Genomic DNA, 26969 nt, shown 5'->3' with positions numbered 1-26969 from the left:
TCCCACATTTGGATTTCCTGTGTTTTAGAGGGTAGGGTTACCAGTCGTAGGTCAAGGTGGCTGTCACATTGCGGCGCGGGCCGTAGTAGCACGCGGTGTTGTTGGTGCAGGCAGTCACGTAATCCTTGTCGAACAGATTGCTGGCATTCACCGCCACCCGCGTGCCCTGCAACTCGCTGGACAACTTGCCCAGGTCGTAATGCACTGCCGCATCAAACACCGTCACGTTGCCGCTCTGGATTCGATCACGCGCCGCAACGGTGGACACCGCCGAACTGCCCCACAACACCCCGGTATAACGGGCGCCGGCACCCAGGCCCAGGCCTGCGAGCGGGCCGTCCTCCAGGGTGTAGTCCAGCCACGCGGACGCCTGGTGGCGGGGCGTGAACGGCAACTCATAACCTTTATCGGTATACGCCGAGGTCACATAGCCACTTTTGGTGACTTCACTGTCGGTGTAGGTGTACGACGCGATCAACGACAGGTTGTGGCTCAGCACAGCCTTGCCTTCCAGCTCGAACCCACGGCTGCGCGCTTCGCCGATCTGCACGGTGTTGCGGTTGTCCAGCGGGTCGGCGGTGGTGAGGTTTTTCTGGGTCAGGGTGTAGACCGAGGCGGTGATGAAGCTGTCCTGGCCGGGCGGTTGGTATTTCACGCCGGCTTCATATTGCTCGCCTTCGGTGGGTTTGAAGATCGGTGTAGTGCTGCTGACGCTGGTGTTGAGCGTCGGGTCAAAGGATTGCGAGTAGCTGAAATACGGCATCACGCCGTTATCGAACAGGTAACCGAGGCCGGCGCGCCAGGTAGCTTTTTCGTCGTTTTGCTTGATTACGCGGTCACGCGGGGTGGCGCGGTCCGGGCGGAAGTCGCTGGTGGATTTGGCCCAGTCGTAACGGCCGCCCAGGGTCAGGATCCAGCGGTCGAGCTTGATCTGGTCCTGCAGATAGACGCCGGTCTGTTTCTGGGTCTGGTACATGTCGCGGCCGACGTACTGGTTGCTCACGCTGCCGTTGTAGCTCGGGCTGTAGGGGTTGATCGAGGTGAACGTGCCGTTGACCACGTCGTTGTCCAGCGCGTTGCGGCGAAAATCCACGCCCATCAGCAAGGTGTGTTCCAGCGCGCCGGTGTTGAAGTTCGCCTGGGCCTGGTTGTCGACGTTGAAGATTTGGATATTGCGCTTGATGTCCGAGGCCAGGCGCAACAGCGTTGGGCTGGTGGCGCTGGCATAGCCGTTGTTGAACGCTGAGCGGTTCTGGATGTTGACCTTGCTCCAGCGCAGGTTCTGGCGCAGGGTCCAGGTGTCGTTCAGGTGTTGCTCGAACAGGTAGCCGAGTTGATAACTCTCGCGGCGCATCTGGTCGTAGTGCGGGTCGCCCAGCAAGGTGTCACTGCCGATATGGCCCCAGGGCGAACCTTGCTGTGAGCCTTTTTGCGGGTAGTACTGCTCGGTGGTGCCGCCCCAGTCACGCTGGTATAGGGCAAGCAGGGTGAGGGAGGTGTCATCGTTGGGGCGCCAGGTCAGCGCCGGGGCGATGAAGTTGCGGTTGTTGTCGACGTGCTCGACCTGGGTGCCGCTGTCCTTGACCAGGCCGGTCAGGCGGTAGCTCCATTCGCCTTGATCATCCAGTGGGCCGCCAAAGTCAAAGCCGAGCTGCTTGAGGTCGTGGCTGCCACCTTTTACCTGGATTTGGTGGATCGGTGTGGCGCTGGGCAATTTGCTGGTGAGGTTGATCAGTCCACCCGGGCGGCTCAGGCCATACAGCATGGAGCTGGGACCGCGCAGCACTTCGACGCTTTGCAGGCCGTAGGGCTCGGACATGCTGCCCTGGCCACTTTCGCCATAGGGCAACATCAGGCCGTCCTGGAACACATACGGCGAGAAACCCCGCACGCGGAACTGCTCGCGGCTGTTGTTGCTGCCGGTGTATTCGCCGTAGATGCCCGGCGTATAGCGCACGGCCTGGCTCACGTCCTGCACTGCCTGGTCGTCCATCTGTTTGCGCGATACCACCGAGATCGATTGCGGGACTTCTACCAGCGGCGTGTCGGTCTTGCTGCCGCCACGGCTGCGCTTGACCACGTAGCTGGTGTCGCCGATTTCTTCGCTGTCGAGACTGCGGGCGTTGATGCTGGTTTCACCCAGGTTGACGGTGCCGGAGGGCAACGGCTTGAGCGTCAATACACCGCCTTCGGTGGTGTCCAGGCCCAGCCCGGAGCCGGACAGCGCCTGGCTCAGGGCCTGCTCGGTACTCATGTCACCGCGCACGGCGGGTGCTTGCAGGCCCGAGACCAGGCTGGGTTCATACACGATTTCGCGGGCGCTTTGCTGGGCGATGCGACCCAAGGTGGTGGCCAGGCCGGCGGGCGGCAGGTCGAAGGTAGCGGCATGGGCCATCGGCGCCATCAGCAGGGCAAGCGGAAGCAACGTACGGGTACAGCGGGACATAGCGAGGGCTCCATTGGCGGTCCGCATTCGTGGGCGGTTCATGGGGTATGTCCAACGAGCGTGAAAAAGCGATATAGGCGCGCGCAAAAATAGTTACGCGAGGTCGACGCTGACCCACCAATCGCTGTAGCGCTGGATGCGCAGCGGCATGGTTTGCTCAAGTGCTGTGAGGGCGCGGTTGCTGTGGTCGAGGGAGAACACGCCGGAAACCCGCAGTCGTGCGGCCTTTGGGCTGACGCGCAATACGCCACGGCGATAGGGTTGCAGCGCGGCGATCACGTCGCCCAGCGGCCAGTCCTGCACGTTGAGCCAGCCGTCCTGCCAATGGCCTTCGCCACTGCGGTTGGCGGCGAGGCGCTCGATGCGGTCGTTGAAGCGGGCGCCCTGGTCCGGTTGCAGTTCCAACTGCGCGTTGCTGCGGGTAGTGATATGCACGCCCGGACCCAAGGCCCATACATGGGTGAACGATTCATAAGCGGCCACCATCAGTCGAGCGCCATTGGCCTGCACGCTGCCGAACGGGGTGAGGATATTGAACGGGCGCGGGTCGCGGCGGATGTCGAGGATGATCTTGCCGGTGCGCAGTGACAACCGACGCACGTGCGTATTCAGGTCGATATCCACTGCGCTCTGCGCATCCAACACCAGGCGGCTGCCGTCAGCCAGTCGAGTGCTTAAGCGCTCGCCAGTCCCGGTGCGCAGGTCGGCACTCAATTCCGCCAGGGGCATGCCCGGTTGGCGCAACAGTTGGGTCGCCACGCCCATTCCGGCAAGGGCCAAGGCACCGCGCAACAGGTGGCGACGGCTAGGTCGAGGCGCTTGCAAAACACGTCGGGCCTGGGCTTCACCGGCTGGCATCAACACCCGTTGCACGTGGCCTTGCACGGCGTTCCAGGCCTGGGCATGCAAGGGGTCGGCATTCAGCCAGCGTTCGAACGCGTGGCGTTCGCTGGGCAACAGCGACTCATCCCGCAGGCAGGCGCTCCATTCGATGGCTTGTTCGATGGCGGCACGGGAACTCATGATTCGAGCAGCTCGCTGCAGCACAGGCGCAAGCCCTTGGCCACGTATTGGCGTACGCGAATGGTCGAGACACCGAGCAGGGCCGCAATATCGGCGTACTTCATGCCATCCAGTTGGCTGCACAGGAATGCCGTGCGCGCACGAGGCGATAGCCCGTCGAGCAGGGCGTCCACCGCCATCAGGCTTTCCATGGTCAGCGCGCGTTCTTCGGGGGAAGGTTCGACCGCTTCGGGCTGGGCGGCCAGCACTTGCAGGTAGGCGCGCTCCAGGTCGCGGCGGCGCCAGGTGTCGTAGATCAGGCGTTTGGCGATGGTGGTGAGCAGGGCGCGGGGTTCGCGGATGCTCTGCGGCGCGGGTAATGCCACAACCTGCACAAAGGTCTCGGCGGCCATGTCGGCCGCATCGTGACGGCAACCTAGCCGGGCGCGCAAGCGGTCGAGCAGCCAGCCGTGATGATCGCCAAACAATTGCCGCAGGATCTGTTCACGCAGGGCTGAGGCTTGGGGGCGGGCAAGGGACGTGGCTGGCGGCATTTTGTAACATTCTGTGCGGGAATGAGAGCGATTATCAATTATTCCCGCGCAGGTGACAACCGGCCACCACCGTCAGTTGAGTTTCAGCAGCTTCGATTCCAGATGATCCAGGTGCTGGGTCATCAGCGCGACGGCGGTCGTGGCGTCTCGTTGCTCAATGGCGTCGACAATCGCCACATGTTCCTGCCACGCACAGTAGGTGCAGGCTTTGGCCTCGTACTGGGCGATGATCAGCGAGGTCAACGGCACCAGGCTGTTGAGAAATTGTGCCAAGGGTGCATTACGCGCCATCGTCGCCAGTTGCAGGTGAAACTCGCCGGACAAGCGAATCGCCGGCCCGCGCTGGTCGCGCTCGATGCATTCACGTTCGCGAGCGATCAACTCGCGCAGCTGGCGTACTTGGGTGGGGGTGGCGTGCACGCAGGCCAGTTGCACCACGGTGATTTCCGTGAGGCGCCGGGCTTCGAGGATCTGCCGGGTCTGCTGGGCATCCGGCGCGGCCACTTGGGCGCGTTGGTTGGGGCGCAGGATCACCACTTGCTGATGGGACAGTTTGGCCAATACCCGGCGAATCACGCTGCGGCTCACACCAAAGGATTCGCCCAGGCTCTCTTCGGTAAAGCGGCTGGCCGGCGCGATGCGCTGTTCGAGGATGGCGTCGAACAGGCGCGGGTAGATGTCATCCACCGAGGGCTTTTTACCGCCGATCAAACGCAGGGCAGGGAAGATAGGGTCGTGTTGCAACGCATAAGCAGTCATGGCCGGTCTCCAAAAAATCAGCTGCCCAGATGGTCATCCGGGATGTTCAAGCGAATGCCCATGCGTTCTCCTTCCTGGAGAATGTGCCGACGCATTTCGGCGCTGGCCAGGGCGCTGTTCTTATTGCGGATGGCGCGCACCACCGCTTCGTTCTCCCGCAGACGTTCGGCCAGGTGTTCCGGTGAATTGCGCAGCACCTGGGCGCTTTGCTTGAGGGCATTGCTGGTCTGTTGCACCACGTTCTGGAAGATCGGGTTGGAGGTGAGGGCGAACAGTTCCTCGTGGAAGCCAATGTAGGCATTCATGCCCGCCTCGGCGTCTTCGGCGTCGAGGGCTTCGCGCATGTCCATCAGGGTCAGGCGCAGTTGGCCGACTTCCTTGCTGCTGATGGACTGCGCCACCAGGCCGACGATGAAGGGTTCGAGGGTGTAGCGCAGTTGCAGGATGTCTTCCAGGCTGGCCTCGGCCACGGCATCGCTTGATTGCGGTTCGCTGATGCTGGTCTCCAGCACCACCACGCCTTTGCCGGGCATGGAGCGCACCAGGCCGAGGGTTTCCAGCACGATCACCGCTTCGCGCAGGCTCGGGCGGCTGATGCCCATCTGTTCGGCCAGTTCACGCTGGCCGGGGAGCATTTCGCCTTGGCGCCATTGGCCGCGCTTGAGGGCGGCGCGCAGTTTTTCTACCACTGAATTGACGACAGTCGAGGTGCTGATCACGTCTACGCCTCCTTGTAAGTTGTAAACACAATTGTGAAATTGGCGATGGACTAACTGTGGGAGGGGGCTTGCCCCCGATAGCGGTGGATCAGTTACAGGTATATCAACTGACACTCCCTCATCGGGGGCAAGCCCCCTCCCACATTTGAACAGTGTTGCCTAGGAAAACGGGTTAGAACTCCTGATGCGCCGGCAGCACCGGCTTCTTCGCCTGGAACGCATACCCTTGCTGGCCATCGAGCACCTTGTTGGCACGCTGGATATCGATGTCTTTTTCCCAACGGGCGATGGCCACGGTGGCGACGCAGTTGCCGATCAGGTTAGTCAACGCACGACCGATGCCCATGAACCAATCCACCGCCAGCACCAACACCAGGCCTACCACCGGAATCGCCGGAATCGCGGTCAGCGTCGCGGCCAAAATCACCAGCGCCGACCCCGGAATCCCGTGGGCGCCCTTGGAGGTGATCAGCGACACCAGCAGAATCGTCAGCAAGTCGGTCATCGACAGCGGTGTACCGGTGGCGTTGGCGATAAACACAATGGCCAGGGTCAGGTAGATGGAGAAACCGTCGAGGTTGAACGAATACCCCGTTGGAATCACCAGGCCCACCGTCGAGCTGCCAATCCCGAGGTGCTCCAGCTTACGCATGATCTGTGGCAGCACGGCGTCGGACGAGGCGGTGCCCATCACGATCAGCAATTCTTCACGCAGGTACTTGAGCAGCGGCACCATGCGCAGGCCGGACAGGCGCATCACCACGCCCAGAATGATCCCGACAAACGCAAAGCAGGTCAGGTAGAACAAGCCCACCAGGCTGCCCAGGTGTTGCAGCGAGTCGAGGCCGTAGGTGCTGGTGGTGAACGCAATGGCACCAAATACGCCGATGGGCGCCAGGCGCACGATCATGCCCATGATGCGAAAGATCACATGGCTCAGTTCGTTGATCAGCCGCGAGATACCGGAGGCGGCTTCGCCCACCAGGTTCAGCGCGCTGCCGAACAGTACCGAGAACAACAGCACTTGCAGCACGTTGTTGTCGGCAAACGCACCGATCACCGAGTTGGGAATCAGGTCCATCAGGAACTGGCTGGTGCCACGGATGTGCTGGCCTTTGTCAGCCAGCTCATTGAGACCGGCGGACGACAACTGTTCCAGGTGGATATTGGCGCCTTGGCCGATACCGGTGCTGAAGGCCATGATCAGGCCGATCACCAGGGCGACCGTGGTGAGCACTTCAAAGTAGATCACCGACTTGAGGCCGATACGCCCGACTTTCTTCAAGTCGCCGGCACCGGAAATACCGCTGACCACCACGCAGAATACGATCAGGCCAATCAGCATTTTGATCAGCTTGATAAAGCCGTCACCCAGGGGTTTGAGTTGCGAGGAAAATTCGGGAAGGGCCAGGCCGCACATTATGCCTAGCATCAGGCCAATCACGACTTGCAGGAAAATCGAACGCGAGCACCATCTGAGCATGGGAGGGATCTCTATTCGGTGCCCTGGTGGTTCCAGGGCTTAATTGTTGTGGTCATACCGGTAAGTCCAGTGCGGGGCCAGTCTACGCCGGGTTTTTTTGAAATCACAAGTAAATATTCAAGGGTTGACTGGTCCCGGTCTGACCAGTTGGTCGGTAAGGGCGATGCTTGAGCGGTTGGCGGGCTGGAATTTTTTTCGCTTATCATCCTGTGCTCGGCATTTGAGGTGATGGATGGACAAATCAGGGCTGACCACTGACGCAACCGGGCTCACCTATTGCACCTGGCGCACCGCCGCGCCGGAATACCCCCGTTACCACGACCATGAATGGGGCGTGCCGGTAGCGGCTGACATCCAGTTGTACGAGAAGATCTGCCTGGAAGGCTTCCAGGCGGGCATGGCGTGGATCACCATCCTGCGCAAGCGCGAGCAGTTTCGTGCGGCGTTCGAGGGGTTTGATTTTCGCCGGGTGGCGCAATACGGCGAGGCGGATATCGCGCGGTTGATGCAGGACGTGGGCATTGTGCGCAATCGGGCGAAGATCGTGTCGACCATCAACAATGCGCGCCGGGCGTGCGAGTTGGTCGACGAGACCGGTTCGCTGGCGCGTTGGTTGTGGGCGTTCGAGCCGGCAGAAGACGAGCGCCCAGGCGTGGTGGATATGGCGTATTGGACGGGTAATCCAACGTCGCCAGCCTCGGTGCGGTTATCGAAGGCCTTGAAGAAACGCGGCTGGACGTATGTGGGGCCGACCACGATGTATGCGCTGATGCAGGCGATGGGGATGGTCAACGATCACCTGGAGGGCTGCGTGTGCCGATCGCAGATTGAAGCGCTGCGGCGCCAGTTCAAACGCCCCTGAATCCCCGGCAAAACGCCGTTCAAACTGTGGGAGGGGGCTTGCCCCCGATAGCGGTGGGTCAGTAACAAATGCATTGGCTGACACACTGCTATCGGGGGCAAGCCCCCTCCCACATTTGCTCTGCGGTGTGGCGGGTTACTGTGGCAAAGGCGTCAGCACCTCGGCCTTGTCATCCAACACCATCACCACCAGCAATTTGGCCGGCTGGGTCTGGCTGGCATTGCTCGATTCAAAGTGCCGGGACCCCGCCGGTTCGTAGAACGACTCGCCGACCTTGTAGGTCTTGGCTTTTTCATCATTCACCCGCGACGTAATCGAACCCTCCAGCACATAAGCCACCGCAGTACCGGTGTGGCTATGGGGCACAGTGGCTTGCCCCGGGGCGTAATCGACAGTCAGCATAATGGTTTTCTTGCCCGGCACATTGGTCAGCGCATGTTCTTGCAGCACCTTGATCGACTCCTGGTTGTAGACAGGCTCGTGGGCAAATGCACTGAGGGAGGCGAGCATCAGGGAGGCAGCGATCAGACGTTTCATGGCGAGATTTCCGAGTAGTTCAAGACCCCTTCACCCTACGCCGCAGTGCTGGGCTGACCAATATCCAATCCCGGTGAACACCAGGAGACCAATGCCTCAGTGGTCGAAGTCCAGCCCACGTGCCAAGTGCTGGCTGGTCAACTCGATAAAGCCTTGCAGGGCCGGCAACGTGAAGTGTTCGTTGAGTTGCTCGGCCCCGACCCATTGACCGCTGACCGTCCACACATCGGTGTCCAGGGCATCGCGTTGCACGGCATAGCTCAGGCAACCCGGTGTGCTGCGCACGCATTGGGCGATTTGCTGCAGGCGCTCGCCGAGTTCTGCAGAGCGTCCGGCGGCGGCGCGGACAATGACAGTATTGAAGGCACGGGCTGGCATAACGTTGGTCTCCTGAGTCGGATGTCAGCGCATAGGCTAGAGCCTCTTGATGACAGGTCCAACGACCAATCCAACGAAAAATCCGCTAGCCAATCTGCTGGAGAATGTCGCGTACCTTGTCCAGCGCCGGGTCGATGTCCAACGTCTCGATGGCGCCAAATCCAACAATCAGGCCGGGCCGTACGGGAGCGTCATGAAAGAACACCGACAGCGGGTATAAACCCACCTCGACCCGACCTGCCAGTTCGATCAGCAACGGTATATTCACAGGCACCTTGCACAACGCCGCCATATGAAAGCCTGCCACAGTGGGCACCGCTTCGAACCACGGCGACAAGTCCCCCGCCAGGCGTTGCAGGATGCGCTCGCGGCGCCCGGCGTACACCGTGTGGCAGCGGCGGATGTGCTTGAGCAGGTAACCCTCGCTGATGAACTTGGCCAGCGCCCATTGCGGCAAGGTAGAGCTGTGCTGGTCAGTTAATTGTTTGGCCTTGAGCACCGCGCCGTAAATTGCCGGCGGCAGCACCACGTAGCCCAGGCGCAGCTCGGGCAGCAAGGTTTTCGAGAAGGTGCCGACATAGGTCACCACGCCTCGGGTGTCCATGCTTTGCAGGGAGTCGGTAGGACGGCCCTCGTAGCGGAATTCGCTGTCGTAATCGTCTTCGATGATGATCGCGCCGAGCTGAAAAGCCCGGGCCAGCAGGGCTTCGCGGCGCGGCAGGCTCATGGGCATGCCCAGGGGGAACTGGTGCGAGGGCGTGACGTAGATCAGCCGTGTGCCGTCGGGAATTCGTTCGACCTGGATACCTTGCTCGTCCACCGGCACGCTGGCCACATTAGCGCCCATTGCCATGAACAACTGGCGAGCGGGGCTGTAGCCGGGATCTTCCATGGCGACGATGCACCCCGGTTCCAACACTACGCGGGCGATCAGGTCCAGCGCCTGCTGCGCGCCATTGGTAACCACGATGTCGCTGTCGCGGCAGTTGACCCCGCGCGAAAAGGCGATATGCCCGGCAATGGCACTGCGCAGTGCCGGCAACCCTTCGGGTTGGCTGTAGAAACCGCTGTTCTGGGCGATGCGCCGCAACGCGTCCTGGGTGCAGCGGCGCCACTCATCGGCGGGGAATTGATTGCGGCTGGTTGCGCCGCCGATAAATTCGTAACGCAGGGTACTGTCGCGTGTGGGATGACGCATGGGGGAGGGCAGCGCCTCCCATTGCGCCAGGCTGGCGGCGCAGGCCAGGCCGGTGGCGGTATGCTGGCGTGCGGGCTGCAGTGCGCGGGCATTGACGAAGGTGCCCCGGCCGGTCTTTCCCACCAACAGCCCTTCGTAGGTCAGGGTGGCGTAGGTGTCGGACACGGTCTTGCGTGACACACCCAATTGCTCGGCGAGCAAGCGGCTGGGCGGCAGTTGCGCTCCGGCGGCCAGGCGCCCGGAGCCGATGGCTTCGTGCAACTGCTGGTATAGCTGTTCAGCCAGGTCTTTGCGGCCGTTGATCACCACGTGCAGTTCCATGTTTCATCCCGAAGCATTCGATCTGCGCCAAGGTTACGCGCTCGCGTTACAGGCTCAAAATGGTCTGTGCATAAACCGACAGATTGGCTATAGGGCTCAGGCCTCTTGGGTTCTAGTCTGGGGTGTCATTTCTAGAGAAACGTCCCATGGAACCCCGCCTGGATTACTACACTGCCTCGCCGCAAGCACTCAAGGGCATGCTGATGCTGGAAGCCAATACCTTCGGGCTGTCTATCGAAAAGCCGTTGCTGGAACTGATCAAGATTCGCGTGTCGCAACTCAACCACTGCGGGTTTTGTACGGATATGCACTCAATGGCTGCGCGCCAGGCCGGAGAATCCGAGCGGCGCCTGTTTGCGTTGTGCGTATGGCGCGACTCGCCTTTTTTCACGACGCGAGAGAGGGCTGCGTTGGCGTGGAGCGAGTCGGTGGCGATGCTGCCAACCTCAAGTGTTTCGGATGAACTGTTTGCGACCGTACGCGCCGAGTTCAGCGAGCAGGAATTGGTGGACCTGACCATGGCGGTATCCAGCATCAGTGGCTGGAACCGCCTGGCGGTGAGTTTTCGTCAACAACCGCCGAACCTGTGATCAGGAGAGGAAACCACCGTCCACATTCAGCGACACGCCAGTGGTGTAACTCGACGCATCACTGGCCAGGAACAACACCGCTCCGGCCATCTCGCTCGGGTCCGCTACACGCTTGAGCGGAATCTGGGCCAGGGCCATTTTCAGGATCGAATCATTTTTCACCAGCGCCGAGGCGAACTTGGTGTCGGTCAAGCCCGGCAGCAAGGCGTTGCAACGAATACCGAAGGCAGCGCATTCCTTGGCGAACACCTTGGTCATGTTGATCACCGCGGCCTTGGTCACCGAGTAGATGCCCTGGAACACACCGGGGGAAATCCCGTTGATCGACGCCACGTTGATGATGCTGCCGCCGCCGTTCTCGCGCATCAGCTTGCCGGCTTCGACCGACATGAAGAAGTAGCCGCGAATGTTCACGTCTACGGTCTTCTGGAAGGCACCGAGGTCGGTGTCCAGTACGTTGCAGAACTGCGGGTTGGTGGCGGCGTTGTTGACCAGGATATCCAGGCGGCCGAACTGTTCACGAATCCCGGCAAACACTTGGGTGATCTGCTCCATTTCACCGATATGGCAGGCGATGGCCGTGGCCTTGCCACCGGCGGCGATGATCGCGTCGGCAACGTGCTGGCAGCCATCGAGCTTGCGGCTGGACACGATGACATGGGCGCCTTGCTGGGCCAGCAACTTGGCGATGGCCTCACCGATGCCACGGCTGGCGCCGGACACAAACGCAATCTTGCCGTCGAGGTCGAACAGGTTGGTCTTGGACATAGCGGTTCCTTAAAGGGAGGATTTGCTGATGACATTCAGGCTCATCTGCTCCAGCAGCGCGTTCATGTGGATGAACTGTGCAAAGCGTTTGTCCTGGGTCTGGCCGTGGAAGAAGCGGTAGTAGATTTGCTGCACGATGCCGGCCAGGCGGAACAGGCCGTAGGTGTAGTAGAAGTCGAAGTTGTCGATGCGGATGCCCGAGCGTTCGGCGTAGTAATCGACGAACTGGCGGCGGGTGAGCATGCCGGGGGCGTTGCTGGGCTGGCGGCGCATCAGTTGCACTGGCGCAGGGTCGGCCGCTTCGATCCAGTAGGCGAGGGTGTTGCCCAGGTCCATCAACGGGTCGCCGAGGGTGGTGAGTTCCCAGTCCAGCACGCCGATGATCTGCATCGGGTTATGTGGGTCGAGAATCACGTTATCGAAGCGGTAGTCGTTGTGCACGATGCTCGAGGTAGGGTGGTCGGCGGGCATCTTGTCGTTGAGCCAGGCGCGCACCGCTTCCCAGCGGGGGGCATCGGGGGTCAGGGCTTTTTCGTAGCGGTCACTCCAGCCTCGAATCTGGCGTTCTACATAGCCTTCAGGCTTGCCCAGGTCGGCCAGGCCGCAGGCGGTGTAATCCACTTGATGCAGTTCGACGAACTTGTCGATGAAGCTTTTGCACAGTGCCTCGGTTTTATTTGAATCCAGGCCCAGTTCGGCGGGCAGGTCGGAGCGCAGGATAATGCCGTTGACCCGCTCCATCACATAGAACTCGGCGCCGATCACCGACTCATCGGTGCAGTGCACATAAGCCTTGGGGCAATACGGGAAGCCATCTTTCAACTGATTGAGAATGCGAAATTCGCGGCCCATGTCATGGGCGGACTTGGCCTTGTGGCCGAACGGCGGACGGCGCAGGACAAATTCCTGCCCGGGGTATTCCAGCAAGTAGGTCAGGTTCGACGCACCGCCGGGGAATTGGCTGATGGCCGGCGTGCCAGTCAGGCCGGGGATATGGGCCTTGAGGTAGGGATCGATCAGGCGGGCATCAAGTTCTTCGCCGGGGCGAATCTGGGTCGATTGGTCGTTCAGCGCCATGCTTATCCCTTCTGCTTATTCTAGAGGCCTTGGACTATTTCCTAATCTAATGCGCATAACCGCCCAGCGACAAGGTCGGGGCGGCTTAATAGGTTAGCGTGTTGGATGATGATCAGCGTGCCTGATCGGTCATTTTTCGGGCGGGGGTAACGCAACCGGCGTGAGGACCGGGCGACCGGCAAAGTATTCCACCAGGTTGTCGGCGACGCGTTGCACGGTGTCGTGGGCGGCTTCCGGCGACAGGCCGGCGACGTGGGAGGTGAGTACGGTATTGCTGAGTTTCTTGAGTGCGTCCGGGACGTTGGGTTCGTCGTCGAACACATCCAGTGCCGCGCCACCGATGCGGCGTTGCTCGAGGGCAGCCACCAAGTCGGCGGTGACCACCACACTGCCGCGACCAATATTCACCAGGAAGCCGTTCGGCCCCAGCGCATCCAGCGCATGGCGATCAATCAAGTGACGGGTGCTGGCACCGCCGGGCGTGGCGAGGATCAGGAAGTCCGAAGTGCGCGCCAGTTCCACCGCCGTGGCGCAGTAGGTGTAATCCACATCGTCGCGCGGCTGACGGTTGTGATAGCTCACCTCCATGCCAAAACCCAGGGAGGCGCGCCTGGCGATCTCCAGGCCCACGGCACCCAGGCCGAGGATGCCCAGTTGCTTGCCGCCGAGGGAAGGGCGCATGACCTTGGGCCATTCGCTACGGCGCACCGCTGCGTCGGTCTGAGGAATCCCGCGCGCCAAAGACAGTAACAACGCCATGGCGTGGTCCGCCACCGACGGGGCATTCACCCCGGCCCCGTTGGTGACCACGATCCCCCGGTTGCTGGCGGCTTGCAGATCCACATGTTCATAGCCTGCGCCGATCACGCAGATGATCTCCAGCAACGGCAGCGCGGCGATTTCTTCTGCATATAACCCCAGCGGACCACGGGTGAGCACGGCCTTGATCTGCCCGCCGTGAGTCTTGATGGCCTGGGCGCGCTCGGCCGGTGTCGGCGCCAGAATCACATGAAAGTCATTGCTCTCGATGATTTGCAGGTATTCGTTGATGGTTTCAACCAGGACCAGGACAGTGGTGGACATCGGAAGGCTCTTCCTTGTGGGTTAGAGGCAATCAGTATGCGGGATTTGTAAGACGGCGCGTTTTGTTGAGGGAGAAAATTTTCTTCTTGCGTAAGTTCATTCTGAATTCATAGCCCGTTCGTCCACAGCCAATTTGTTGGGCCAGACTTTGGCGTCTCTCCCTCCTGCAGAGACGACATGGATGCTTGTTCCTGCCACACCCGAAGAAATTGAATGGACCCCATATGGATATAAACACTGCCCCTCAACGCTTGTCCCCTGGCGAACGGTTATCGCCAGCACGCTCGTCGGCCCGGCCAAGTACCGGCCAGGCATTGCTATTGAAATGCTCGAGAGAGAGGCCTATAAAAACGGAATACCGACGACGAACGGAAAGCCTTGGAAAGTGATGGCACATCCGCATTGCATCGGCGCCTGCCAGGGCAAGCTCAGTCGCTGGGTTCGGGTCGAACTCAGCGGTGGCGCTATCCATGGTCATCCCATTTCTGAACAGGAATTCAGGAGATTAACAAATTGATCCCACTCACCTTTACCGGTGGCACGGTCACCCATGACGATCTGTCGCTTCTTCAGGATATGGCAGTGGCCAAGCAAACCGACCTGCTGAAAGAAGATATGCTCCAGGTCGAATTCGCGGGGGGCTTTCTACTGGACGTAGGCTGGTACCCAGAGTTCGATCCAGCCGGAGACTTCCGGATAAATGTCATCAAGAACTACGATTGGGACCGCCCGGTTGTCGTCTTGACCGCTCACGAGACCGCAGAGCTAATTGAAAAGTTGGATATTGCGCAGAACGCTATTAAAGGCGAATTGCGCAATTCCAGTCAGGGGACTTCAGCCGTTTAGTTGCCTAAGTTCCAGACGTCTGCTGCTTTCACTTTCTTCACAAACGCCCCCGCCAACGTGGCGTTGTGGTGCTCGATGACCGCTTTGGCCGGCAGAGCGGGGGTATCCATACAAGTATGCCCATCCTCCGGCAGCACCACCGAAAACCCCAGTTCCACCGCCACACGGCAAGTGGTGTCGATGCAGAACTGGGTTTTCATCCCAACGATCACCAGTTCATTCACCTGTGCGGCTTTCAGTTGTTGTTCGAGATCGGTGCCCAGGAAGCAACTGGGGCGGGTCTTGTTGAACAGGTGGTCGCGGGACTCATCGATATCCAATTCGTGCCATACCTGCCAGAGCGGACTTCCCGCTGCAATCGGCGAGCCCGCCGGCCCCGTGTGACGGGCGACGAAAATGGGGGCGTTGGCAGTGCGGGCGCGCAGGATCAACTGATTGATGGTTCCCAACACGCGCTCCCGCTCGTAGGGCTTTTCCGGGCCATCGTACAGGCCAGTTTGCATATCGATGATCAGCAGGGCATCAGCCATGGTGTTACTCCTTGTGGTGACCAGATGGCGGCGCAATAAAAAGGCCCCGTCCATTGCTGGCGGGGCCTTGGGGTGAATCTGTCAGGTGTTTAGCTCAGGCACCCACAGCCACCGCACGGCCCGCCGGAAGCGGTCGTGGTGGTGGTACGGGTGAGGTTTCGCTGGGCACTATTCATGCCTGGATAGTGCAAAAAGCGCCGCCAAACTGTCAACCAATGTTTCCGATATTTCGGTAAGACAATCACCGTTCCTCAGCTAAGTCTTTGCTTATGCACAAGAATCCCGGACAATCGCGCCCCTTCTATGGCTGGGGCGCTGCCTGTCAGGTATTTCTGACTCGTCCTGGCCGTGTAAATGCGGAGATCCCACCGGATGAATGATCAGGCCAATAGCGTCGATGAGCGCTATGCAACGACACCTGCAACTCTCACAAGCTGGAGCCGCCAGGACACCACCTGGATGCTTGGCCTGTTTGGCACCGCTATCGGCGCCGGTACTTTGTTCCTGCCGATCAACGCAGGCCTGGGGGGCTTCTGGCCGCTGCTGATCCTGGCACTGCTGGCCTTCCCGATGACGTTCTTCGCGCACCGTGGCCTGACCCGCTTTGTGCTTTCCGGTCGTGAAGGTTCCGATATCACCGATGTGGTCGAAGAACACTTCGGCATCAAGGCCGGTGCGCTGATCACCTTGCTGTACTTCTTCGCGATCTTCCCGATCCTGCTGATCTACAGCGTGGCCCTGACCAACACCGTCAGCAGCTTTATGGAACACCAGCTGCACATCCTGCCGCCGCCACGGGCGATCCTGGCGTTTGTGCTGATTCTCGGCCTTCTGGCGGTGGTGCGTTGCGGTGAGCAGGTGATCGTCAAGGCCATGAGCCTGATGGTGTACCCGTTTATCGTCGCCTTGCTGTTCCTGGCCGTGTACCTGATCCCGCATTGGACCGGCGGCATCCTCAGCACCGCCAGTGAGGTGCCTGCACCGTCTGCGTTGCTCAGCACCCTGTGGCTGGCCATTCCGGTGATGGTGTTCTCGTTCAACCATTCGCCGATTATCTCGGCCTTTGCCGTTGACCAGAAGCGCCAGTACGGCGCGCACGCTGATGAGCGCAGCTCGCAGATCCTGTCCCGCGCGCACCTGCTGATGGTGGTGATGGTGCTATTCTTCGTGTTCAGTTGCGTGTTGACCCTGTCGCCGGCACAACTGGCCGAAGCGAAGGCGCAAAACCTGTCGATCCTGTCGTACCTGGCCAACCACTTCGACAACCCGACCATCGCCTTTGCCGCGCCGTTGATTGCATTCGTGGCGATTGCCAAGTCGTTCCTGGGCCACTACATCGGCGCCAGCGAAGGCCTCAAAGGCCTGGTGGTCAAGACCGGTCGCCGCCCGGCACCGAAGACCCTGGATCGCCTTACCGCTGCGTTCATGTTGGTGGTGTGCTGGATCGTTGCCACGCTGAACCCTAGCATCCTCGGCATGATCGAAGCCCTGGGCGGCCCGGTGATTGCGTCGATCCTGTTCCTGATGCCGATGTACGCGATTCGCAAGGTGCCGGCCATGGCCAAGTACCGTGGGCAGGCGTCCAATGTGTTCGTGACGGCGGTCGGCCTGGTAGCAATTACGGCGGTGGTGTATTCGCTGATTCCTTGAGTCAGGGCGCAGTCTTTCAGGCTGTGCAGCTCTAAATGTGGGAGGGGGCTTGCCCCAATGCCAGTCAGTTAAGAGATCGGAAGGATAAAAAGTAACCTGTGGCGAGGGAGCTTGCTCCCGCTGGACTGCGCAGCAGGCCCAGTCTTTTAAAACAAAGAGCTGGGGCCGCTTCGCGGCCCAGCGGGAGCAAGCTCCCTCGCCACAGGTACAGTCTTTGCCTTAACTGACTGGCATTAGGGCTTACCCCCGATGGCGGTGTATCAGTGCCAGATTTATTGGCTGACACGCTGCTATCGGGGGCAAGCCCCCTCCCACATTTGTTTTGTAGGGCTGCAAATACTGTATTCCAGGCACAAAAAAACGCCGCGTATCGTGGAATACGCGGCGTCTTTTACATCAACACACCCTTAGGCTTGAACCACCGGGATGTTGGCGCTTGCTGCGATCTTGCGGAACTCGGCGATCTGGTCGAAGTTCAGGTAGCGGTAGACGTCACTGGCCATGGTGTCCAGTTTCGCTGCGTAACCCATGTACTCTTCGACAGTCGGCAAGCGACCCAGGGTGGAGGCGACTGCCGCCAACTCGGCCGAGGCCAGGTAGACGTTGGCGCCGTCACCCAGACGGTTCGGGAAGTTACGGGTCGAAGTCGACACAACGGTCGAGTTCGGCTCTACACGTGCCTGGTTACCCATGCACAGCGAGCAGCCCGGCATTTCCATGCGCGCGCCAGCCTTGCCGTAGATGCCGTAGTAGCCTTCTTCGGTCAGTTGATGAGCGTCCATCTTGGTCGGCGGCGACAGCCACAGACGGGTTGGCAGCTGACCCTTGACCTGTTCCAGCAGTTTACCGGCAGCGCGGAAGTGACCAATGTTGGTCATGCACGAACCGATGAACACTTCGTCGATCTTCTCGCCGGCAACGCTCGACAGCAGACGGGCATCGTCCGGATCGTTCGGTGCGCAGAGGATAGGCTCGTTGATTTCCGACAGGTCGATCTCGATGACTTCGGCGTATTCGGCGTCGGCATCGGCTTCCATCAGCTCAGGGTTCTTGACCCAGGCTTCCATCGCTTGGGCGCGACGTTCCAGGGTACGTGCATCGCCGTAGCCTTCACCGATCATCCAGCGCAGCAGGGTGATGTTGGAGTTCAGGTACTCGGTGACGGACTCTTTCGACAGCTTGATGGTGCAACCGGCAGCCGAACGTTCAGCCGAGGCGTCGGACAGCTCGAAAGCTTGTTCCAACGTCAGGTCGTTCAGGCCTTCGATTTCCAGGATGCGGCCGGAGAAGGCGTTCTTCTTGCCTTTCTTCTCGACAGTCAGCAGACCCGACTGGATCGCGTAGTAAGGAATGGCATGAACCAGGTCACGCAGGGTGATGCCAGGTTTCATCTTGCCTTTGAAGCGCACCAGGATCGATTCCGGCATGTCCAGTGGCATGACGCCAGTGGCTGCGGCGAACGCCACCAGGCCAGAACCGGCCGGGAACGAGATGCCCATCGGGAAGCGGGTATGGGAGTCACCACCGGTGCCCACGGTGTCCGGCAGCAGCATGCGGTTCAGCCAGCTGTGGATGATGCCGTCGCCTGGACGCAGCGATACACCGCCACGGGTCATGATGAAGTCAGGCAGGGTGTGGTGGGTGGTCACGTCGATCGGCTTAGGGTAAGCCGCGGTGTGGCAGAAGGACTGCATCACCAGGTCAGTCGAGAAGCCCAGGCACGCCAGGTCTTTCAGTTCATCACGGGTCATTGGGCCGGTGGTGTCCTGGGAACCCACGGTGGTCATCTTAGGCTCGCAGTAGGTGCCTGGACGAACGCCTTTGCCTTCCGGCAGGCCGCACGCCTTGCCGACCATTTTCTGTGCCAGGGTGTAACCCTTGCCAGTGTCGACAGGTGCTTCCGGCAGTTTGAACAGGTCGGTAGGGCCCAGGCCCAGTTCGGCACGCGCTTTCTCGGTCAGACCGCGACCGATGATCAGCGGGATACGGCCGCCGGCGCGGACTTCGTCCAACAGGACCGGGGTCTTCATTTCGAAGGTGGTCAGGACTTCGTCGGTGCCGTGTTTGCAGACTTTGCCAGCATGCGGGTACAGGTCGATCACGTCGCCCATGTTCATGTTGGTAACGTCGAACTCGATTGGCAGTGCGCCCGCATCTTCCATGGTGTTGTAGAAGATTGGAGCGATCTTGCTGCCGAAGCAGAAGCCGCCGGCGCGCTTGTTCGGCACGTAAGGTACGTCGTCGCCGAAGAACCACAGTACGGAGTTGGTCGCCGACTTACGCGACGAACCGGTACCGACCACGTCACCGACGTAGGCGATCGGGAAGCCTTGGCCGCGCATTTCTTCGATCTGCTTCATCGGGCCGGTCTTGCCTTGCTCGTCCGGCACGATGCCTTCGCGAGCCATTTTCAGCATGGCCAGGGCGTGCAGCGGGATGTCAGGGCGGGACCAGGCGTCCGGGGCAGGGGACAGGTCGTCGGTGTTGGTTTCGCCGGTGACCTTGAAGACGCGCAGGCTGATCTTGTCGGCCAGGGTCGGGCGGTTCTTGAACCACTCGCCGTCGGCCCAGGACTGGATCACGGCTTTGGCGTGTTCGTTGCCGTTCTTGGCTTTTTCAGCCACGTCGTGGAACGCATCGAACATCAGCAGGGTGTGCTTGAGCTGAGCAGCGGCAACCGGAGCTAGCTCGGCGTCGTCCAGCAGTTCGACCAGGGTCACGATGTTGTAGCCGCCTTGCATGGTGCCGAGCAGTTCAACAGCGCGTTTCTTGTCGATCAGGGGGGAAGTGGCTTCGCCCTTGGCCAGGGCAGACAGGAAACCGGCCTTGACGTAGGCAGCTTCGTCAACACCAGGTGGAATGCGGTTGGTGATCAGGTCAACGAGGAATTCTTCTTCGCCAGCCGGAGGATTTTTCAGCAGCTCGACCAGGCCTGCGGTTTGTTCGGCGTTAAGCGGCTGGGGAACAATACCCAGGGCTGCACGCTCTTCGATATGTTTGCGGTAGGCTTCAAGCACAGTTATTACCCTCATCAGTGGTCCCACGGGACGCTCATCCAGAAATGAACGGCACGCATGCGCTCGGGGGCTTTTTGGGCCGCAAAGCCAGCGCTGCCGGCATTCCTCACAGAAGCTGCTTTCAAAGTTTTACGCCTGCAGAACGGGGCTGATGAGGGTTGGCGAGGGCTCTGACCTACCGAGTCATGGACCATCGCCAACACCGTTCTGAAGGAACGACTGTGCTCGTGACGCTTTGAAAACAGCTTCCAGCGGATTATTGGCGCCTTACAAGGCCGGATGATTCTACGGCAAAAAATTTCTAAAGGTAAGTTGCCTAACCAAGTTTGCAGGGTGATCCAGGTTAGACAAAGGGCTAACATGGCGCATTGTTTCGCTGATTTGCGTGTCTTTGCCCATGTCCAACCAAACCATCAAGACCCCCTGCGTAGGCCTGTGTTCCACGGTCTACGGCGATCTCGTGTGCCGTGGCTGCAAGCGTTTTCACCACGAAGTGATTCAGTGGAATGGCTATAACGAAGAAGAAAAACGCGCGGTGTGGCTAAGGCTGGAACAGCTGTTGGTGCAGGTGATGGCCGGTAAAGTCGAGGTTTTCGACCCCAAGCTGCTGCGTAGCCAGTTGGAGCAACGCAAGATTCGCTTTGTGCCCCATCAGTCTGAGTACTGCTGGGCGTACCAGTTGATCGCACGGGGCGCGCGGGTGATTTCCAACCTGGAGGCGTATGGCATGGTGTTATTGCCGGAGTTTCGTGAGTGGGCGCTGCCGGATCTGCGCGATGCAATCGATCGGGAGTTTTTTATCCTGTCGGAGGCGCATTACCAGCGCTACATCGCACCGGGGTTTCTGAAAGACGTGTTTTCTGACTGACAATACCATTCCAATGTGGGAGGGGGCTTGCCCCCGATGGCGGTGTGTCAGCTGTACAGTTGGTAGCTGACACTCCCCTATCGGGGGCAAGCCCCCTCCCACATTGTGATCTCCATAATGTTCAGGTTTTGCTCGCCAGCTCTTCCAGGTGATCCATCAGCTCCTGAGGCTTAAGCACCAGCACATCACTTTCCACCGCATCCAGGATCACCTCAGCGGTATTACCTATCAACGCCCCGGAAATCCCCGTTCGCGCCACTGTCCCGATAATGGTCACCGCCGCATCCAACTGTTTGGCCGTGTGCGGAATCAACACATCCGCCGGGCCTTCCATGATGTGCAGGTGCTTGTCGTCCACGTCGAATTCGGCCTGGAACGCCCGGCACTGCTCGCGATACCGCGCCTCGATGGTTTCCTTGAGCTGAAAGGTCGGGTCTGCCGCCGACAGCATCGGCGACGGATGGGCGCTGATCACATGCAATTGCGCCTTGGCCAGGCTGGCGATGTCGAAGCCATGGTCGATGATCGAGTTATGCAACGAACGGTGTTCACCGTCGCTGTTACCCACGTCGATGGCCGCCAGAATCACCCGACCGGCCCACGGTGCAGACGTCTTGACCAGCAACACCGCCGTCGGGCAGTAACGCAGCAACTTCCAGTCCGCCGGGGTCAGCAGGGCTTTTTTCAGTGGGCTGTCGGGGAAGTGCTGCTTGATCACCAGGCCACAGCCTTCGGCCTGCTGCACATCGATGATGGTTTCATGCAGGCTGTCATTCCAGGCTTGCTCGGTGGTGACGCTATAGCCATCCTCCTGCAAGCCCGCCTTGAGCAGGGCCAGTAACGCCGAATGCTCATGCTTCTTGTCACACACCAGTAAATGCAGGTGCGCGCCGGTGACCCCGGCGATCAGCTTGGCGCGCTTGAGGGCCAGGCTTTCCGAGTGCTCGGGCTCGATGACCACCAGGATGCTGCGGATGGCTTGCATGGTCGGGATCTCCAGTCAATAACGGGCATGCAACTACTATAGTTGCTGCCCGCGAGAGGGCATGTTGATACACATCAAGGCCGGTGGCTGGTGGTCTGCGGCGGGGTCGGTATAATCGCCGGCCTTTTGTGATCCTTTTGCCCGTGAGCCCGATGAACCTGCCAGAAATCCACGAATTCCTCGGTTGCCGCACCCCCGACGCCTGGGTCCAGGCCGCGCTGGCCGATCAGGAAACCCTGCTGATCGACCACAAGAACTGCGAATTCAAAGCCGCCAGTACCGCTTTGAGCCTGATCGCCAAGTACTACAGCCATGTTGACCTGATCAACATGATGTCGCGCCTGGCCCGCGAAGAACTGGTGCACCACGAACAAGTCATGCGCCTGATGAAAAAGCGCAAGGTCGAGCTGCGTCAACTGAATGCCGGACGTTACGCCTCGGGTTTGCGCAAGGTGGTGCGCACCCACGAGCCGGTAAAACTGGTGGATACGCTGGTGGTCGGCGCATTTATCGAAGCGCGCAGTTGCGAGCGTTTCGAAGCACTGGTGCCGCATTTGGACGAAGAACTCGGCAAGTTCTACTTCGGCCTGCTGAAAAGCGAAGCCCGGCATTTCCAGGGTTACCTCAAGCTGGCCTATCAGTACGGTGACGCCAAAGACGTCGCCCAGGTGATCGAGCGGGTGAGGGCGGCCGAGCAGGAACTGATCGAGTCACCCGACGTCGAGTTCCGGTTTCACAGTGGCGTGCCAGCGGCTTAGCGGATGCGCTCAGGCGCTGTCGGGCATCAAGGTCGCAATCAGCGCCCGAATCGTCCCCGGCAGCGCCTCCAACTCTCGCACCAGTATGCTGCGCTCGCGGATCGCCCAAGGCTCATCCAGTTTCACCGCCACCAACTGCATGGTGCGGCTGTGCCGCGTGGCGGCAGACTCGGGAATGATGCCGATGCCCACGCCAGCCTCGACCATCCGGCAGATCGCCTCGAAACTCGACACCTGGATACGCAGCGACAACTGCTTGCCGATGCGCTCCACGTGCTCACGCAGGAAGCTCAAGAGCGTGCTGCCTTCATGCAGGCCGATGTGCTGGTAGGCGAGGGTCTGTTCCAGCGTCACCGAGGGTTGGTCCGCCAGCGGATGTCCTACCGGCACCATCAGCACCAGTTCGTCGGTACTGAAATGCAGCACCTGCAACCCTGACGCCTCTACGGGACCGGCGATGATGCCCATGTCGCTGGTGCCATCCAGCACGCCCCGCACGATATCCCGGGACAGGCGCTCTTGCAGGTCAACGGTCACGCCGGGGCGCTGGGACAGAAAGCCCGCCAGCACTTCGGGCAGGAACTCGGTAACCGCCGTGGTGTTGGCGAAAATGCGGATATGCCCGGCGGAATCCACGCCGTATTGGGTGAACTCGCTCTTGAGGTAATCCACCTGGCGCATGATCAGCCGCGCATGGTGCAACAGGCGCTCGCCCGCGGGAGTGATCTCCACGCCACGGCTGTCGCGATACAGCAGGCGCGTGTCGAGCTGGCCTTCCAGCGCCTTGATCCGCGCACTGGCGGCCGCCGGCGAGAGGAATGCACGCTTGGCGCCCTGGGTCAGGCTGGGGGATTCGGCGATATGGATAAACAGGCGCAGGTCGGCGAGATCGAAGTGCATGCAGAGCTCCAGAGTGGGCACGGTTCTTGTGGGAGGGGCGGTGCGACGATTCGACTTGCCCCCGATAAGGGCGTGTCAGTCGGTAAATTCATTGGCTGACCCACCGCCATCGCAGGCAAGCCAGCTCCCACAGAGAATATCGTTTGTACTCAAAATGGCGTTCAGCATAACCGAACGCGGGTTCATTGAAATGCAAATTCCCGGAACGGGCAGGCGCTTGCATGATCCGGGGCAGACTCTCACTGCCCGAGGACCTGCACCCGATGAGCGCCACTGATTGGATCGGCCGAAGTGAAACCGCCCACGACCACCTGAGCCATAACCTGCTCAAGCGCATTGCTGCCACCTTCGGTGAAGCGGTGCCTGAAGACGGTGCGGACGTCCCACCGCTGTGGCAGTGGTGTTTCTTCCAGGACCCGCTGCCGGAAACGGCGCTGGGCAGTGACGGCCACCCGGCCCGCGGCGGCTTCCTGCCGCCGGCAGACAATCGCAATCGCATGTGGGCCGGTGGGCGTATTGAATTCCTGCACCCATTGCGCGCCGGGCAAGCGGCCACCCGTGTATCGACCATCACTCAGGTCGAAGAAAAGTCTGGCCGCACCGGCTCGTTGCTGTTCGTCACCGTACGTCACGACTATTCCCAGGAGGGCCGCCTGGCGATTCGCGAAGAACAGGACATCGTCTACCGCGAGCCCACGCCGCCCAAGCAGGGCAGTGGTGATGCGCTGCCCCATGGCGAATGGTCCGAGGCGGTCGACCCCACGCCAACCCTGCTGTTTCGCTACAGCGCCGTGACCTTCAACGGCCATCGCATCCACTACGACTACCCCTACGTCACCGGCACCGAAGGTTATTCGGGGTTGGTGGTGCATGGGCCGCTGATTGCCACCTTGAACTTGCGCGCGTTTTGCCGCGCACATCCGGATAAGCGCGTGCGCCGGTTTGCCTACCGAGGCGTACGCCCCTTGATCGCCCCGCAGGCCTTTGAAGTCGGCGGGCGCATCACAGAAAGCGGTGTCGCTGAACTGTGGGCGGGTAACGCAGACGGCGTGGCGCAAACAGCCGACATCCACTTCGAATAACCCAAGAACAACAGGCGGAGAGCCGTGCAATGAACCCCAATGACAACGAAGAACTCAACGCCATCCGCGAAGGCGTACGCGCGCTGTGCGCCGAATTCGATGCCGCCTACTGGCGCAAGATCGATGAAGAAAAGGGCTTCCCCGAAGCCTTCGTCAAGGCCCTGACCGACGCCGGCTGGCTGTCGGCGATGATCCCCGAACAATACGGCGGCTCTGGCCTCGGCCTGGCTGAAGCCTCGGTGATCCTGGAGGAAGTCAACCGCTGCGGCGGCAACTCCGGCACCGTGCACGGCCAGATGTACAACATGTTCACCTTGCTGCGGCACGGCAGCGAAGCACAAAAAAGCTTCTACCTGCCCAAGCTCGCCAGCGGCGAATTGCGCCTGCAATCGATGGGCGTCACCGAGCCCACCACCGGCACCGACACCACCAAGATCAAGACCACCGCGATCAAGTGCGGCGACAAGTACGTGATCAACGGCCAGAAAGTGTGGATCTCGCGTATCCAGCATTCCGACTTGATGATCCTGCTGGCGCGCACTACACCCCTGGCCGAGGTGAAGAAAAAGTCCGAAGGCATGTCGATCTTCCTGGTGGACCTGCGCGAGGCCATCGGCAACGGGCTCACCGTGCAGCCCATCGCCAATATGGTCAACCACGAGACCAACGAACTGTTCTTCGACAACCTGGAGTTGCCCCTCGACAGCCTGATCGGCGAGGAGGGCAAGGGCTTCAAATACATTCTTGACGGCCTCAACGCCGAGCGCACCCTGATCGCTGCCGAATGCATCGGTGATGGCCGCTGGTTTATCGAGAAGGCCAGCGCTTACGCCCGCGACCGCGTGGTGTTTGGGCGGCCCATCGGGCAGAACCAGGGCGTGCAATTCCCGATTGCCGAGGCGCATATCGAAATCGAAGCGGCCGACCTGATGCGCTGGCGCGCCTGCGAGGAATACGACAGCGGCTTGAATGCCGGTGCCAGCGCCAACATGGCCAAGTACCTGGCGGCCAAGGCCTCGTGGGAAGCGGCCAATGCGTGTCTGCAAACCCATGGCGGCTTCGGCTTTGCCTGCGAGTACGACGTAGAGCGCAAATTCCGTGAGACGCGCCTGTACCAGGTAGCGCCGATCTCCACCAACCTGATCCTGTCCTACGTGGCCGAGCACTTGCTCGAACTGCCGCGCAGCTTCTGAGGGCCTGACCATGAGCCATACCCAAGCCTTGTGTCGGTTCCTGGCCGAGCTGAATTACGCGCAATTGCCGGAAAACGTGCTGGCACGCACCGAAGACCTGTATCTGGATTGGCTGGCGTCGGCGCTGGCGAGCCAGGGTGCACACCCGATTCCGTTGTTTGAACGCTACGCGCAAAAAATGGGCCCGAGCAGCGGCCCGGCCCAGGTGATTGTCAACGGTGGCAGCAGCAGTGCGTATTTCGCCGCGCTGGTCAACGGCGCGTCGTCCCACCTGGTGGAGCAGGATGACCTGCACAACAGCTCCGTATTGCACCCGGCCACGGTGGTGTTTCCGGCTGCGTTGGCCGCTGCCCAAGACCTGGGCAAATCCGGCCGCGACTTGCTGCTGGCCTCGGTGGCCGGTTATGAGGCGGGGATTCGTATCGGCGAGTTCATGGGACGTTCCCACTACCGCATTTTTCACACCACGGCCACGGTCGGTACGTTGGCGGCAGCGGTGGCCGTGGGCAAGTTGCTGGACTTCAACGAAGAACAATTCATCAACCTGCTGGGCAGCGCCGGTACTCAGGCCGCCGGGCTGTGGGAGTTTTTGCGTGATGCCGCCGACTCCAAGCAACTGCACACTGCCAAGGCGGCGGCGGATGGCTTGCTGGCGGCTTACTTGACCGCCGACGGCCTGACCGGCGCGCGCAATATCCTCGAAGGTGATCAAGGCTTGGCGGCGGGCATGTCGACGGATGCCGATCCCGGCAAACTGTCCGCCGACCTCGGCAGTCGCTGGGCGCTGTTGGAAACCTCGTTCAAGTTCCACGCCTCGTGCCGCCACACCCATCCTGCCGCCGATGCTTTGCTGGATCTGATGCAGCGCGAAGGCTTGCAGGCCGAGCAGATCGTTCGCGTCGACACCCATGTGCATCAAGGCGCCATCGATGTGCTGGGCCGCGTCAACGTGCCGACCAGCGTGCATCAGGCGAAATTCTCCATGGGCACCGTACTCGGTTTGATCGCCGTGCATGGCAAGGCCGGGCTCACGGAGTTTCACCAACAGGCACTGACCGATCCTGCGGTCTCCACGTTCCGCGACAAGGTCAGCATGACCCTCGATCCCGAGGTCGACAGCGCCTATCCCCAACGCTGGCTGGGCCGGGTCACCGTCACCACCACCGATGGCCGCACGCTGCACGGCGCCATTGACGAACCCAAGGGCGATCCGGGCAACACCCTGAGCCGTGCGGAGTTGGCCGATAAGTTCCAACGCCTGACCCAATTCAGCGGCGCCCGCACACCGGCCCAGGCCAACCTATTGATCGACAAGACCTGGAATGTGCGCAACGCCGCGTCCATGGCCCACTGGCTTTGAGGA

General features: G+C 60.7%; 26 protein-coding genes. 10 read left to right on the top strand and 16 right to left on the bottom strand.

All coding sequences use genetic code 11. From position 1 onward, the window contains the following. Window positions 1–37: 37 nt before the first annotated feature. The 6 genes from DYL61_RS22855 to DYL61_RS22830 form a co-directional block, all read right to left on the bottom strand. Window positions 38–2446 (bottom strand): TonB-dependent siderophore receptor, encoded by a 2409-nt coding sequence (locus tag DYL61_RS22855; RefSeq protein WP_167497992.1) that lies wholly within the window; start codon window positions 2444–2446, stop codon window positions 38–40. A 93-nt stretch (window positions 2447–2539) separates the two neighbouring features. Beyond that, entirely contained in the window at window positions 2540–3469 is a 930-nt protein-coding gene (locus tag DYL61_RS22850; protein WP_135310217.1) for a FecR domain-containing protein, read from the bottom strand. Beyond that, entirely contained in the window at window positions 3466–4002 is a 537-nt protein-coding gene (locus DYL61_RS22845) for a sigma-70 family RNA polymerase sigma factor (protein WP_135310216.1), read from the bottom strand. Before DYL61_RS22845 ends, DYL61_RS22850 begins: the two co-directional genes overlap by 4 nt. A 72-nt stretch (window positions 4003–4074) precedes the next feature. Beyond that, window positions 4075–4761 carry a GntR family transcriptional regulator gene (locus tag DYL61_RS22840; RefSeq protein ID WP_135310215.1) on the bottom strand — a complete coding sequence of 229 codons (687 nt, stop codon included), beginning with the start codon at window positions 4759–4761 and terminating at the stop codon, window positions 4075–4077. 17 nt (window positions 4762–4778) lie between these two features. Beyond that, window positions 4779–5480, bottom strand: a complete 702-nt coding sequence (locus DYL61_RS22835; protein ID WP_135310214.1) for a FadR/GntR family transcriptional regulator — start codon at window positions 5478–5480, stop codon at window positions 4779–4781. 172 nt (window positions 5481–5652) lie between these two features. Then, window positions 5653–6978 carry a C4-dicarboxylate transporter DctA gene (locus tag DYL61_RS22830; protein ID WP_193559454.1) on the bottom strand — a complete coding sequence of 442 codons (1326 nt, stop codon included), beginning with the start codon at window positions 6976–6978 and terminating at the stop codon, window positions 5653–5655. Window positions 6979–7195: 217 nt separating this feature from the next. On the opposite strand from DYL61_RS22830, the gene DYL61_RS22825 reads away from it, so the two are divergent. Continuing rightward, a complete protein-coding gene (locus DYL61_RS22825) occupies window positions 7196–7825 on the top strand; it encodes a DNA-3-methyladenine glycosylase I (protein WP_135310212.1) in 630 nt (209 codons plus the stop codon). Between the two features lie 135 nt (window positions 7826–7960). On the opposite strand, the gene DYL61_RS22820 is transcribed toward DYL61_RS22825, so the two are convergent. The 3 genes from DYL61_RS22820 to pdxR all read right to left on the bottom strand — a co-directional run bounded on the left by DYL61_RS22820 (window position 7961) and on the right by pdxR (window position 10259). Further along, window positions 7961–8362 carry a cupin domain-containing protein gene (locus DYL61_RS22820; RefSeq protein ID WP_135310211.1) on the bottom strand — a complete coding sequence of 134 codons (402 nt, stop codon included), beginning with the start codon at window positions 8360–8362 and terminating at the stop codon, window positions 7961–7963. Window positions 8363–8458: 96 nt separating this feature from the next. Further along, the gene (locus DYL61_RS22815) at window positions 8459–8740 is read right to left on the bottom strand and encodes a putative quinol monooxygenase (RefSeq protein WP_135310210.1); all 282 of its coding nucleotides are present in this window, start codon (window positions 8738–8740) and stop codon (window positions 8459–8461) included. A gap of 85 nt (window positions 8741–8825) precedes the next feature. Continuing rightward, window positions 8826–10259 carry a MocR-like pyridoxine biosynthesis transcription factor PdxR gene (pdxR, locus tag DYL61_RS22810; RefSeq protein WP_135310209.1) on the bottom strand — a complete coding sequence of 478 codons (1434 nt, stop codon included), beginning with the start codon at window positions 10257–10259 and terminating at the stop codon, window positions 8826–8828. Between the two features lie 146 nt (window positions 10260–10405). On the opposite strand from pdxR, the gene DYL61_RS22805 reads away from it, so the two are divergent. After that, window positions 10406–10849 carry a carboxymuconolactone decarboxylase family protein gene (locus DYL61_RS22805; RefSeq protein WP_135310208.1) on the top strand — a complete coding sequence of 148 codons (444 nt, stop codon included), beginning with the start codon at window positions 10406–10408 and terminating at the stop codon, window positions 10847–10849. On the opposite strand, the gene DYL61_RS22800 is transcribed toward DYL61_RS22805, so the two are convergent. The 3 genes from DYL61_RS22800 to DYL61_RS22790 form a co-directional block, all read right to left on the bottom strand. Then, window positions 10850–11617: an SDR family oxidoreductase gene (locus tag DYL61_RS22800; protein ID WP_135310207.1), complete on the bottom strand. Its 768-nt coding sequence runs from the start codon at window positions 11615–11617 to the stop codon at window positions 10850–10852. It abuts the gene before it with no gap. A 9-nt stretch (window positions 11618–11626) separates the two neighbouring features. Further along, window positions 11627–12694 carry a phosphotransferase family protein gene (locus tag DYL61_RS22795; protein WP_135310206.1) on the bottom strand — a complete coding sequence of 356 codons (1068 nt, stop codon included), beginning with the start codon at window positions 12692–12694 and terminating at the stop codon, window positions 11627–11629. A gap of 129 nt (window positions 12695–12823) precedes the next feature. Then, window positions 12824–13777: a 2-hydroxyacid dehydrogenase gene (locus DYL61_RS22790; protein WP_135310205.1), complete on the bottom strand. Its 954-nt coding sequence runs from the start codon at window positions 13775–13777 to the stop codon at window positions 12824–12826. A gap of 181 nt (window positions 13778–13958) precedes the next feature. Between DYL61_RS22790 and DYL61_RS22785 the strand changes: the two genes are divergently transcribed. Continuing rightward, window positions 13959–14294: a hypothetical protein gene (locus tag DYL61_RS22785; RefSeq protein ID WP_135310204.1), complete on the top strand. Its 336-nt coding sequence runs from the start codon at window positions 13959–13961 to the stop codon at window positions 14292–14294. Next, entirely contained in the window at window positions 14291–14623 is a 333-nt protein-coding gene (locus DYL61_RS22780; RefSeq protein WP_135310203.1) for a hypothetical protein, read from the top strand. Before DYL61_RS22785 ends, DYL61_RS22780 begins: the two co-directional genes overlap by 4 nt. On the opposite strand, the gene DYL61_RS22775 is transcribed toward DYL61_RS22780, so the two are convergent. After that, window positions 14620–15153, bottom strand: coding sequence for a cysteine hydrolase family protein (locus DYL61_RS22775; RefSeq protein WP_135310202.1), 534 nt, complete (start codon window positions 15151–15153; stop codon window positions 14620–14622). The genes DYL61_RS22780 and DYL61_RS22775 overlap by 4 nt on opposite strands. Window positions 15154–15525: 372 nt before the next feature. On the opposite strand from DYL61_RS22775, the gene DYL61_RS22770 reads away from it, so the two are divergent. After that, window positions 15526–16803, top strand: coding sequence for a serine/threonine transporter (locus tag DYL61_RS22770; RefSeq protein ID WP_135310201.1), 1278 nt, complete (start codon window positions 15526–15528; stop codon window positions 16801–16803). Window positions 16804–17210: 407 nt separating this feature from the next. On the opposite strand, the gene acnB is transcribed toward DYL61_RS22770, so the two are convergent. After that, window positions 17211–19820, bottom strand: a complete 2610-nt coding sequence (acnB, locus tag DYL61_RS22765; RefSeq protein ID WP_135310220.1) for a bifunctional aconitate hydratase 2/2-methylisocitrate dehydratase — start codon at window positions 19818–19820, stop codon at window positions 17211–17213. A 397-nt stretch (window positions 19821–20217) separates the two neighbouring features. Between acnB and DYL61_RS22760 the strand changes: the two genes are divergently transcribed. Beyond that, on the top strand, window positions 20218–20688 hold the full coding sequence (locus DYL61_RS22760; protein WP_135310200.1) for a DUF1289 domain-containing protein: 471 nt from the start codon (window positions 20218–20220) through the stop codon (window positions 20686–20688). A gap of 121 nt (window positions 20689–20809) precedes the next feature. Here DYL61_RS22760 and DYL61_RS22755 read toward each other — a convergent pair whose 3' ends face one another. After that, window positions 20810–21673, bottom strand: a complete 864-nt coding sequence (locus DYL61_RS22755) for a universal stress protein (RefSeq protein WP_135310199.1) — start codon at window positions 21671–21673, stop codon at window positions 20810–20812. 152 nt (window positions 21674–21825) lie between these two features. On the opposite strand from DYL61_RS22755, the gene DYL61_RS22750 reads away from it, so the two are divergent. Beyond that, window positions 21826–22431 carry a MiaE family protein gene (locus DYL61_RS22750; RefSeq protein WP_135310198.1) on the top strand — a complete coding sequence of 202 codons (606 nt, stop codon included), beginning with the start codon at window positions 21826–21828 and terminating at the stop codon, window positions 22429–22431. Window positions 22432–22440: 9 nt separating this feature from the next. On the opposite strand, the gene DYL61_RS22745 is transcribed toward DYL61_RS22750, so the two are convergent. Further along, a complete protein-coding gene (locus DYL61_RS22745; RefSeq protein ID WP_135310197.1) occupies window positions 22441–23331 on the bottom strand; it encodes a LysR family transcriptional regulator in 891 nt (296 codons plus the stop codon). 263 nt (window positions 23332–23594) lie between these two features. Here DYL61_RS22745 and DYL61_RS22740 point away from each other — a divergent pair, with 263 nt between their 5' ends. From DYL61_RS22740 to DYL61_RS22730, 3 genes are read left to right on the top strand one after another with little or no spacing between them, the layout of a single operon-like run. Continuing rightward, the gene (locus DYL61_RS22740; protein WP_135310196.1) at window positions 23595–24413 is read left to right on the top strand and encodes an HTD2 family dehydratase; all 819 of its coding nucleotides are present in this window, start codon (window positions 23595–23597) and stop codon (window positions 24411–24413) included. Window positions 24414–24442: 29 nt separating this feature from the next. Continuing rightward, complete coding sequence (locus DYL61_RS22735; protein WP_135310195.1) at window positions 24443–25606, top strand: acyl-CoA dehydrogenase family protein; 1164 nt, start codon at window positions 24443–24445, stop codon at window positions 25604–25606. A gap of 10 nt (window positions 25607–25616) precedes the next feature. Then, complete coding sequence (locus DYL61_RS22730) at window positions 25617–26966, top strand: MmgE/PrpD family protein (protein WP_135310194.1); 1350 nt, start codon at window positions 25617–25619, stop codon at window positions 26964–26966. Window positions 26967–26969 lie beyond the last annotated feature (3 nt).

The organism is Pseudomonas nabeulensis, from assembly GCF_004682045.1.
Classification (GTDB): Bacteria; Pseudomonadota; Gammaproteobacteria; order Pseudomonadales; family Pseudomonadaceae; genus Aquipseudomonas; species Aquipseudomonas nabeulensis.
Note: the sequence above shows the minus strand (reverse complement) of the source record. Positions and strands in the feature narration are given on the sequence as shown.